Source organism: Mesorhizobium delmotii (genome assembly GCF_900149755.1).
In the GTDB taxonomy this organism is placed as follows: domain Bacteria; phylum Pseudomonadota; class Alphaproteobacteria; order Rhizobiales; family Rhizobiaceae; genus Mesorhizobium; species Mesorhizobium delmotii.
In genome coordinates, this window is the sequence record NZ_FUIG01000001.1 from 7,744 (window position 1) to 18,589 (window position 10,846).

At 56.6% G+C, this 10,846-nt stretch carries 7 protein-coding genes and 1 riboswitch; of the genes, 1 reads left to right on the forward strand and 6 read right to left on the reverse strand.

What is annotated here, in order from left to right; all coding sequences use genetic code 11:
* Positions 1-769 precede the first annotated feature (769 nt).
* The 6 genes from BQ8482_RS00045 to BQ8482_RS00075 form a co-directional block, all read right to left on the reverse strand.
* Entirely contained in the window at positions 770-2,446 is a 1,677-nt protein-coding gene (locus tag BQ8482_RS00045) for an ABC transporter ATP-binding protein (RefSeq protein ID WP_244602581.1), read from the reverse strand.
* Positions 2,447-2,661: 215 nt separating this feature from the next.
* Complete coding sequence (locus tag BQ8482_RS00050; protein WP_244602579.1) at positions 2,662-3,519, reverse strand: ABC transporter permease; 858 nt, start codon at positions 3,517-3,519, stop codon at positions 2,662-2,664.
* 36 nt (positions 3,520-3,555) lie between these two features.
* Complete coding sequence (locus tag BQ8482_RS00055) at positions 3,556-4,512, reverse strand: ABC transporter permease (protein WP_123145732.1); 957 nt, start codon at positions 4,510-4,512, stop codon at positions 3,556-3,558.
* Between the two features lie 24 nt (positions 4,513-4,536).
* A complete protein-coding gene (locus tag BQ8482_RS00060) occupies positions 4,537-6,120 on the reverse strand; it encodes an ABC transporter substrate-binding protein (protein WP_123145738.1) in 1,584 nt (527 codons plus the stop codon).
* Between the two features lie 394 nt (positions 6,121-6,514).
* Positions 6,515-7,306, reverse strand: coding sequence for an SDR family NAD(P)-dependent oxidoreductase (locus BQ8482_RS00065; RefSeq protein WP_123145733.1), 792 nt, complete (start codon positions 7,304-7,306; stop codon positions 6,515-6,517).
* Positions 7,307-8,132: 826 nt separating this feature from the next.
* Positions 8,133-8,304: riboswitch (cobalamin riboswitch) on the forward strand.
* A 214-nt stretch (positions 8,305-8,518) separates the two neighbouring features.
* Positions 8,519-8,650, reverse strand: a complete 132-nt coding sequence (locus tag BQ8482_RS00075) for an SDR family NAD(P)-dependent oxidoreductase (RefSeq protein WP_123145735.1) — start codon at positions 8,648-8,650, stop codon at positions 8,519-8,521.
* Positions 8,651-9,045: 395 nt separating this feature from the next.
* Between BQ8482_RS00075 and BQ8482_RS00080 the strand changes: the two genes are divergently transcribed.
* Complete coding sequence (locus BQ8482_RS00080; protein WP_123145736.1) at positions 9,046-10,224, forward strand: IS256 family transposase; 1,179 nt, start codon at positions 9,046-9,048, stop codon at positions 10,222-10,224.
* The last annotated feature ends 622 nt before the right edge of the window (positions 10,225-10,846 follow it).

A 10,846-nucleotide genomic window follows, 5' to 3' on the forward strand; every position in this document is an offset into this window, starting at 1 on the left:
CATTGTAACTGCGGAAATGCCCTTCTCCGCTATCGCCTTACCCGCTGCCTTAGCGATACGAAGCCGGGTCAGCTCAACATCAATAATTTTTGGCATAGCCCTCCAGCCGGTTTCCTACCTGAGGTGCAAATTTCAATGTCGTAGCCGCCCATTTTCGACGGAGGCCATGGACGGCCACGAAGCGCCAGCTCCTAGCACGTTTGTGGTCGTGCCAGAATGCTCTGTCATCTGCTTTGACGAGCTAATGCAATATCGTCAACCCAACATCAACTGGGTTTCCGCGAGCTCGACTTCAGTCTCCAGGGCAAGTCGCTGGGAAGTGTCTGATTCAAAGCAGAACCGGTAAGCGCTCTATGAAGCGAGAAGGCGGCTACGCGCGCGCCTTACGCCGCAACCGGTTTGGCATATCCATACGGCCATGACCGCATTGGCTACGGTCTCGGAAAATTCCTGCGGCGGGTTTTGGGCGGAGCGTCCCGGTAGTCCTGCGCTCGTCAACGATTAGCCGAAGATTGTCGATGCCCTATTGGGTGAAAGGCGACAATTGGATCGTGCAACGCCGGAAACACTGTCAGCCTCCAAACGCGCTGCGATAAGGCGCTCCTTCTTTTCGCGAGACCAGGGCCGGCGCCGCTCAATCGACGTGATCACGTCGATCTGTTGTTTCGTCACAGGGATACTCTTAATAGTGCTTGCACTAGGACTGGCAGCGACGACATATATGCCTGAATCTAAGTCGGTGTGCCATATGAAGAGCGACAGAGTGCGGCTAGTTCCCGCCGCTCTCCATGCGTCGGCAACCGATTGCCTTATCTAGCCAGCCGACCTCCATTTCCGGAACGGATGACAGGAGAAGATCGGTATAGGGATCGAACGGTGGGGCGAGAACCTGACCCTTTGGGCCATGGCGTACCACTCGTCCGCGATGCATCACCGCGATCGAATCGGCAATTGACTTCACCGTTGCAAGGTCGTGGGTAATGAAGAGGTAAGCTACCTCCTCGTCCTTCTGCAATTGCAGAAACAACTTCAAGATACCGTTGGCGACCAAGGGGTCGAGGGCCGAAGTCACTTCGTCGCAAATGATCAGATTCGGCTTTGCCGCAAGCGCTCGGGCGATACAAACACGCTGCTTTTGGCCACCCGACAGTTCTGCCGGATATCGATCCGCAAAGCTCCTGCCCATCTCGATTTTGTCAAGCAGTTCGGCCACGCGTTGGTCACGCTCGGCGCCGCCGATCCCAGAATAGAATTCGAGCGGTCGCCCGATGATCGTTGCCACGGTCTGGCGCGGGTTCATTGCAACATCCGCCATCTGATAGATCATCTGAAGTTGCCGAAGGTCCTCCTTCGAGCGCTCGGCCAAGTGCCGGGGAAGGTCACGCCCGTCGAACTGGATGTTGCCTGCCGAAGGCGGCAACAACCCAGTGATCACCCGCGCCAGCGTCGATTTTCCAGAGCCCGATTCCCCGACTACAGCGAGCGTCTGTCCAGTACGAAGCTCCAGGGAAACATCGCGTAAGACCTTGATTGCTCCGTCGCCGTAACCTGCTGTCACGCCTTTGACTGACAGCAAAGGCGCAGTGCCGCCGTCCTTCTCCTCGTGATCTATGTGATGCACTGAAACGAGGGCTCGCGTGTATTGCTCGTGCGGTTGGTTGATGATCTGCTGCGTCATTCCCTGCTCTACGAGTTTGCCGTGGCGCAGCACCATTATCTCGTCCGCGACCTGCGCCACCACCGCCAAGTCGTGGGTAATGTAGAGTGCCGCAACGCCCGTGTCACGGATGGCGTCCCGGATCGCCGCCAGCACGTCAATTTGTGTGGTGACGTCGAGCGCTGTGGTTGGCTCGTCGAAGACAATGAGGTCAGGCTCCGAGCAAAGCGCCATGGCCGTCATGACGCGCTGCAATTGACCGCCTGAGACCTGATGGGGGAAACGTTTGCCAATGTTCTCGGGATGAGGGAGGCCCAGCTTTTTGAACAGAGCAATCGCCCGCTTCTCGGCCTCGGTCCGCGTTACCATGCCGTGAAGAAGTGCCGCCTCCGCCACCTGGTCCATCAGCCGGTGGGCGGGATTGAATGCGGCGGCCGCCGACTGCGCAACATAGCAGACCTCGCGGCCCCGGAGTTTGCGCATACTGCCTGCGCCGACCTTCAGAATGTCACGGTCGTTAAGGATGACCTCGCCGCCAGTTATTTTGACCCCGCCTCGACCATAACCCATGCTGGCCAGACCTATCGTGGACTTGCCAGCGCCCGATTCGCCAATCAGTCCCAAAACCTTGCCCCGTTTCAGCGTTAGCGAAACGTCGTGGACGAGAACCATGTTCTTTGGGCTCTCGCCCGGTGGGTAGATCGTCGCCTCGATCCGGAGGTTGCGTACGTTGAGCAACGTGTCGGGTTTTCCAGGCCGGCTGGCTTGCGCGGCCGTGGAGAGCGTCACGTTACCCGGCTTGTCCGACAATGAGAGTCCATTTGACATTTGCAGGGTCCGCCTTGTTGATCCGCTTCGCCGGCTATTAATTGTGGGCGCTACGAAGGGCCGGCGCCGCACTGAATGCGACGTTCGTCGCACAATCACATCAAACGACTGAACCGAGGCAGCGGCGTCGCGCTTGAGCTCACCCGGGAGAATAGGCCGGCGCTTTGCGAGCGACCTCATTCCTCTTTGAGCCCACTTGCTGAGTGGAGGAACCAGTCCGCAACTAAATTCACTGCCACCGCCAGTAGAGCAATCGCACCGGCTGGAAGAAGCGGAGTGATGTCCCCATAAGAAATCAATCCTGCGGTATCACGGACCATCGAACCCCAATCGGCTATAGGCGGCTGCATCCCAAGTCCGAGGAATGACAAAGCGCTAATTAGCAGGAACACGAAGCAAAACCGGAGGCCGAACTCGGCGATAAGGGTAGGCGCTATGTTTGGCAGTATCTCGCGTGTCATGATCCAGGTGGATCCTTCACCGCGAAGCCTTGCTGCTTCGACATAGTCCAAAACCGCGACGTTGATCGCTACGGCCCGGGTGAGCCGAAACACCCGCGTCGAGTCCAGGACAGCAATGACGAGCACCATCGCGGTAACGGAGGTGCCGAAAATAGAGAGCAGCAGCAGCGCAAAGATCAGCTGTGGTATGGACATCAGAACATCCACGAGGCGTGACAAGATTTGGTCCGGCCATCCGGCCAGGGTGGCAGCTGCCAAGCCCGCGGAGGCGCCAATAGAAAACGCGAGACAGGTCGTGAGAAACGCGGCGCCGATTGTGTTTCGAGCACCGAATACAAGTCGTGTTAACATATCCCGCCCAAGGTTGTCGGTGCCGAGCCAAAACTTGGAACTCCACGGTTCGAATTGCATGCCAATAATCTCGGCTTCACCGTAAGGAGTCATATGCGGGGCCAACAGGGCGGTAAGTACGTATATCGTGATGACTACTATGCCGAATTTTGCGCTTAGCGGCGCTTTGGCAAACTTCCTGGCTCCCAAAATAAGCATTGCTGGCGGTTCAATGATTGCCATTTGGTTCGCTCATCGGCTGTTCACAGGGATCGCCCATCATTTTGGATGCATAAGGCGCGGATTGCTTATGACTGACAGGACATCGGCCGTGAGATTAAGCAGGATGTAAGTTGCCGCGAAAATCAGACTGCAGGCCTGCACGACAGGAATGTCTCTTTTCTGTACCGAGTCGACAATGAGTTGCCCAAGGCCAGGGTAGACGAAGACAACCTCGACGACCACTACGCCCGTGATTAGATATGCCAAGTTCAATACGATAACGTTGACGATCGGTGCCCAAGCGTTCGGCAACGCATGTCGAACAAGCACGCGCCATTCTGACAGACCTTTGAGCCGAGCTGTCTCAATATATTGATTTGCAAGAAGATTGATAATCGACGTTCTGGTCATTCTCGTCATATGGGCCAGTACCGCAAGCGTAAGCGTAAGTGCAGGAAGGGCGACAGCATTCAGCCGGCCGGCAAGGCCGGCCGCAGAATCAACATCGGAGAGACTCGGGAAAATGCCAGCGTTCGCCGCTAAGACTATGATGAGGATATAGGCGATAAAAAATTCAGGAAACGAAATTGAGGTGAGCGTAAGCACATTGATCATGCGATCAAAGAACGTGTTGCGATGGAGCGCCGCAAGTAGGCCGGCTAGCAGCGCTAGAGGCACCGCCAACGTCGCGGCGGTTAGCGCCAGAAACAGAGTGTTGAATAGCCTTGGTCGGATCAATTCGCCGATATCTCGGCCGCTGGCGAGCGCCGTTCCCAAATCTCCTCGGAGTACGTCACCCAGCCAATGAAGGTACCGTAGATAAAGGGGCAAGTCCAGGCCGAGACTTTTGCGGAATGCCGCGACTGTCTCGGGGGTTGCTGCCCGCCCGAGCATTTCAGTAGCTATATCACCTGGTAGAAATTGCACTCCGGCGAATACCACGAGAGAAACAATCCATAAGGTCACCCCGCCCAAAGCGACGCGCTGACCGATGATCTTAGAGATCGAAGCCATTTCAACGCTGCATCAAGTCACGCATCAAGCGAACCACCAGCGCTCTACGCAACGGAAACCGTCCAAATCCCAGTTTGGCGCCATCTTCTTATGGCCGATTTTCTTCGACAGCGCATTGACGTTATTCGCGAAGACCGGGATAACTTCTCCGCTATCGTCTCTGCAAAGGCCTTGCATTTCTGTGTACATCTCCTGGCGCTTGTGGTCGTCAAGTTCGGACCGCGCAGCCAGCAGCAGTTCGTTGAAACGGGGGTTCTTCCAATGAGAGTTGTTCCACACAGCATCAGCGGCATAACCTATGGAGAATATCCAATCGGCGGTAGGCCGGCCTAGCCAGTAGCTCGCGGAAAACGGTTTCTTGCCGCCAACTGTTTCCCAATAGCCATCATTTGCCTCGCGGACTACATCAATACTGATGCCGGCTTTGGCTGCGTCCTGCTGGTAAAGCACTGCGGCGTCGACTGCGCCTACAAAAGCAGCATCTGCAGCAGACAAACTAACTTTCAACTCCGAAAGGTCAGCCTTCTTCAGATGGAACCTCGCCTTCTCTGGGTCAAATTCGCGTTGTGGCAGATCCTTGGCGAAATAACGATAGGTAGGCCCGATCGGATTATCGTTGCCAAGTTTTCCGTGTCCGTGAAGCAAGGTGTCTAGCAGCTGCTGCCGATTGATCGCGTATTTGAGCGCCAGTCGCACGTCCGGGTTGTCGAACGGGGCGGCTTCACAAAGCATGACCATGGAGTAGAATTGGGTTCCGGCGAGAGATGAAATCTCCAGACCTTTATTCCTCTCCAATAGATGGGCCGTTTTCAGATCGCATCGGTCCATCGCGTGGATCTGGCCGGTCGTCAGCGCATTTGTGCGCGCTGTGACATCATGGACGGAAAGAGCCTCGAATGAATCGAACCAGGCCGCATCCGATTTCCAATAGTTGGCGAAGCGTTTGCCCGTGCCCTTGACGCCATAATCAATGTGATCGAGCACATAGCCTCCGGCACCTACTCCGGAGACGTCCGCCTTTCCATCCTTCACCGGCATAATGGCCAAGTGGAAGTCTTCAAGAAGGTACGCAAAGTCGGCGTTCCCTTCTCTCAAGACAAAGATCACTGTGCCTTTGCCGTCCGCTCGGATTTCGTCGATTGAGTCAACGAGGGATTTCCCTGTTGACTTAGATTGCTCGCCACGATGGTGATTGATGGAGGCAATGACATCATCGGCTTCCAACCTCTTGCCATTGTGGAACTCGACGCCTTTCCGCAGCTTGAAGCTCCAGGTCTTGGCATCTTTCGTCACGTCCCAGGATTCGGCGAGCTCACCGCTAAGATTTCCGTCGGCGTCTATCTGTGTTAGATAGCCATGCAGGGTTTTGGCGAGCAGTTGTATGTGGGAGTTCCAGTAAGTTGCAGGATCGAGGGAATCGGAAGGCGAACCTGCTCCGATTCCAATTTTGAAGTGGCCGCCCTTATTCGGGGCGGGATCTTGAGCGAAGACTGGAAGAATTCCGCTCGACGACGTGATGGCCAAAGCGCCGACGGCGGCCGCGGATTTGAGGATTTCCCTTCGGCTAGCAGTGATAGGCGGGCTCGACTTTTTACCCCATTTGCTCATAGCAGCTCTCCTCTTGTTCTTAGTTGCTGAGTCATCCGAGACATGGGCAGCGAGTCGCATTCACCAGGCAGTCAAGCGATCTGCCAGGCCCTGCAAGGAAGCTCCGGCATGGGCGGGCTCTCCACCGCCACTGCACTCAGGTAGCACGTTTGGAAGCGTTGGGAACCGCCCAAAAATGTAATGCGGCCAATGACTTTATGTGATGGAGAGCGCTCGAGCCGCCAGCGAGCGAAACGCGAGTCTCTATCGCAGAAGACGATGAGCCCGACCGGCCTTACGCGACGCCCCGGTTCGCCGGAGGATGGCAATCGTCTCTCTATTGCAGGTCCATATTTACCTCTTCAACATAAGAGTCCGGCTTGGGATTCCCTTTCGCTCGCATGCCGGTCCAAGTTTAGCTGCAAGGCTTCGGCAGTAATCCAAGATGGCTGCCGGCATCGACAACAATGTTCTGACCGGTAATGTTTGACGCTTCCGTCAGGAAGAACAGCGCAGCCTCGGACATCTGTTCCGGTGTGCCTGCCTGGCGTAGGGGCGTTCGCTGTTCCTCCTCTTCTTTCATCTTGTTGTATTCAACTTCGCCCACGCCATTCAGCATCCAACCGGTCTGGATTAGGCCGGGGGAAATGGCATTCACCCGAACGGCGGGGCTGAGCCAGCGTGCCAGCATCAGGGTAAGAGTATTTAGGGCGCCCTTAGACAGGATATACGGCAGCGAGCTGCCGTTGCCGATAAGGGTGGCATTGGTGGACACATTCACGATCGCGCCGCGTTCTTTGCGTTCCTCCCACTGTTTTCTCATGGCCGGAAACACAGCACGGCCCATCATGAAAGCGCCTGTGGTATTCACGCGAAATATGCGGTCGAAATCCTCCGGTGTGACGTCTTCAAGGTCGCCGACTTTTTGGAACTTTGTGGTGGCAGCGTTGTTGATAAGGCCGTCGATGCGCCCCCATTCGCTCAGGGTCTCGGCGGCCAGATTGCGGCAATCGGCATCGTGCCCCACGTCGGCCCGTACGACGATGGCTTCAACACCTTGCGCTTTGACTTTGGCATAAGTCTCGTCGGCTTCCTTCTTGCTTCGAGTATAGTTGATCGTAACGTTCCAGCCCCGCGCCGCGAGCTCGATGGCACAAGTCGCCCCCATGCCCGTTGCCGATCCTGTCACAATTGCTACTTTGGCCATGGTGCCTCGAATTGGGTGTCTCTTGCGCCCCCCCCCTCTCGGGGGCACGTAACAAGTTCATCCGCCTTTGGCTTGAGCTAAGGGCATTTTCCTCTCAGGGGGAGGCTTTGGCCGAAGCCACTGAATTGTGACGGATCTTGGAGCAAGCCTAACACTGTGATTCCTTCCTTATTTGTTGGCCAGTTGTAATATCTCCTTGCCGGAAGTCAACGCAAGAAGCCAGATGTACTTATAAAATATTACATAAAATTGGCGCTGAATTGTTTCATTCGCAAACTGCTTATTTAATAGATTGATGAATATGTTGTTTATATTTCAGTATGATGTCGCAAACGATTTACATCTAACATAATTAGCTCTCTACCTCGATGACATGGTGGCTGAGCATATCCGACCCGTTTTCAATCCCTGTATCGCAGCATGAGAAGCTGCTCCACCTCTCGAAGCGAGAGCGGTGGCCGCGCGGAGATTTTGCACGGGTATCGGCCGTGCCGGTCTCCGTGGCCGAAAGCATGATTCGTGCTCTCAAAGATCGGTCAGCCGCCAAAACCGGACAAGCCTGCTCGGTCCCACGTCGGCAATCCCGACAGATGATGTATGCCAATCTTGCGGCTGCACGCGATCGCTTCCGGGCAACATCTTGTTGAAACCGATTTGCCGGCAGTCCTGTCGTGAAGCCATGCCTTCATAGCCAACGGCGTGCAGACTGAACATGTTGACAATGCAAACGCCCCCTCTTGTTCCATGCGACTTTGGGCAACGCGGACAGCGCAAAAAGCGCTCACATAACGATATAAACATTTCGTTATGCGATATTGGCAAAAGCGCGGGCTGCTGTGTCGTGGTTCTCTGTACGGCGCGGCCGCAGCGGAGCTAAGAGGGAAGCCGGTGCAAGGCCGGCGCTGCCCCTCAACGGTTAGCGGCCACCAAAGGCGGAACTCGCCGATATCACGCCTTCGCCCTTCGTCGACGAAACCGGTCGAGGGGGCGGAGTATTCGTGCATATTTTCGCCGTCGAACGCTCAGGTTTCCCGTGCGCTGCCGCCTCTACACGGCTTCACCGGCAGGGCCGACAAGGTGACCTACGCGGTGGGTGACCAAGAGCGGCTGCACGTGTGGACCTAAATTCGTCGCGGACGGAGGACAGGGGCTTTCTGCCTGCACTGCAAGGATATCTGGGTCGGATGAGCGCCTGGAACAGCAAGAGTCATGCTAGCGACTTGAACGTGCGTGACAGATGAGCAATTTTGCTCCCTCGGGAACAAAGTGTTCTGCTGCCGCCCTTCCAATACCGGCAGAACCCGCTGTGATCAGAACACGCTTATTCTCTAGCCCCAGATCCACTTAGCCTATCCCTTTACTTCAAGAACCGTTCCGAAGGTTGGCCAGCCGCCGGCAGTCATCCCTCTGAGATAAAATGGACATTATATATTATGACGCCGCTCGTCAAATCGGCAACGGCGCCAGGGCTTCCTTTCCTTGGTAAGAGAGTCATCAGCGCAGCGCGCAGTTTCGCGTAATTCTTGCTATTAAAGCGGACTTTCGAATCCTGTGAATTAGATCATGCTGCAGGATCAAGGGAGTCGGATGTGGCGCCGACCGTGATCCCGAGCTTGGATAGTGTCCTGAAGGTTCTGCAAAAAGCTCTGGAGAGAGAACAGCCCTTACTCTGAGGCGAGGGGCGGCCATGGCACGCTGGTGACGTTGCGATCACCGATTCCCGTGGAAGGGTAAGTGCCATGACCAAGCGAGACGTTAGACTGAGCAGAGGCGAGTTGAAAGCGTTGCTGTTGTCGGATGAGGACGGCTTCCGCAGAGTTTTGCAGACTGTCGTGCAGGAGGCTTTGGAAGCCGAGATGACGGAGGCTATCGGGGCCGAGAAAGGGGAGCGGACGGCGGAGCGGGTTGGTTACCGGTCCGGCTATTATGAGCGCAAGCTTGTGACGCGGGTTGGGGTCCTGGAACTTCGCGTTCCGCAGGATCGGGCCGGCCGGTTCTCGACGGAATTGTTCGAGCGTTATCAGCGCTCGGAGAAGGCATTGGTGTCGGCGCTGGTCGAGATGTACGTGCAAGGCGTGTCGACGCGCAAGGTGAAGGCGATCACCGAGGAGCTGTGCGGCCACGCCTTCTCGGCCTCGACGGTGAGCGAGGCGACGGCGCGGCTGGATGAAGCCCTGAAGGCGTTCTTTGAGCAGCGGCTTGCCGAACCTTACCCGTACCTCATTCTGGACGCGCGCTATGAGCGGGTGCGCGAAGCCGGCGTGATCGCCAGCCAGGCGGTCTTGGTGGCGATCGGCGTGGACTGGGAGGGCCGGCGCCAGGTGCTGGGCGTGGAACTGGCCAACCGGGAGAGCCATTCGAGCTGGCGCGTTCGTGGCAGGGCTCAAGCAGCGCGGGCTCGCCGGCGTCGAGTTCGTCGTCTCCGAGACCATCCGGGGCTCCGGGCAGCGATCCGCGAAGTCCTGCCCGAGGCAGTCTGGCAGCGCTGTTACGTGCACTTCCTCAGAAACGCGCTCGACTACGTGCCGCGCAAGGTCGATGACGACTGCCTGATGGAGCTCAGATGGTTCTATGACCGGCGCGACTTAGCCGAGGTCAAGCGCGACCTGGCGCAGTGGATCGCCAAATGGCAGGCCAAATACCCGAAGCTGGTGGATTGGGTGGAGAACAACATCGAGGAGACGCTGAGCTTCTACCGGCTGCCGCTGCCGCATCACAAGCACATGAAGTCGACGAACATGCTGGAGCGGCTAAACCAGGAGATCAAGCGGCGCACTCTGGTCGTTCGCATCTTCCCCAACCCGCAGAGCTGTTTTCGGTTGGTTCGGGCATTTGGCGGTGGAGATCCACGAGAACTGGCTCGAGGCGACCCGCTACCTCAACATGGATCATCTGCGCGAGCCCAAGAAGGAACCTGAGGGCATTGGCCGCCTGAGACGCGGCCGCCATGTCCGCCGCTCCGCTAAACACGGGGGCTGCGCGGCGGACACGCCAACGTCACCGCTGAATGCCACGCCATTTTTGCAGAACTTGACGCACACAACTCAAGCTTGCGATGCTCTTCCTGCGTCTGCGGATTCTCGGGCGACCACCGGAAGAATTCCGCGTGAGAGGGTGATGGCCAGCGCACCAACCGCAGCTGAGGATTTCAGGATGGTCCTTTGGCTAACGGTCATAGCTGGGTTCGAATGTTTACCCAAGGCCCCTTGCAGTTCTCCTCCTCTGTCGTACGCGAGATCTGGTGCGAGGTCGGCGACTCCGTAGACCTAGCAGCCATATGTCCCTGCAGGCTGTCAGGGGCCCGACCGCGCTTAACAAATCCCTCCCCAACACGCTGTTAGGCTTGAAGCTTCGATAGCACAATTAATTGCAGTGGGAGTTCGCAAAAATGTAAACTGCGCAATGATTTATTCCGGATTATCTAATTCTCATTGTCGCAAACGATAAGCGTCTGTTGTCGTGCCCAATAGCGAACAATGCGCAAATGTAGCTCCAATTGTGAGCGCAGAACGGAAGTGGTCCAGACGGCACGATTTGTCA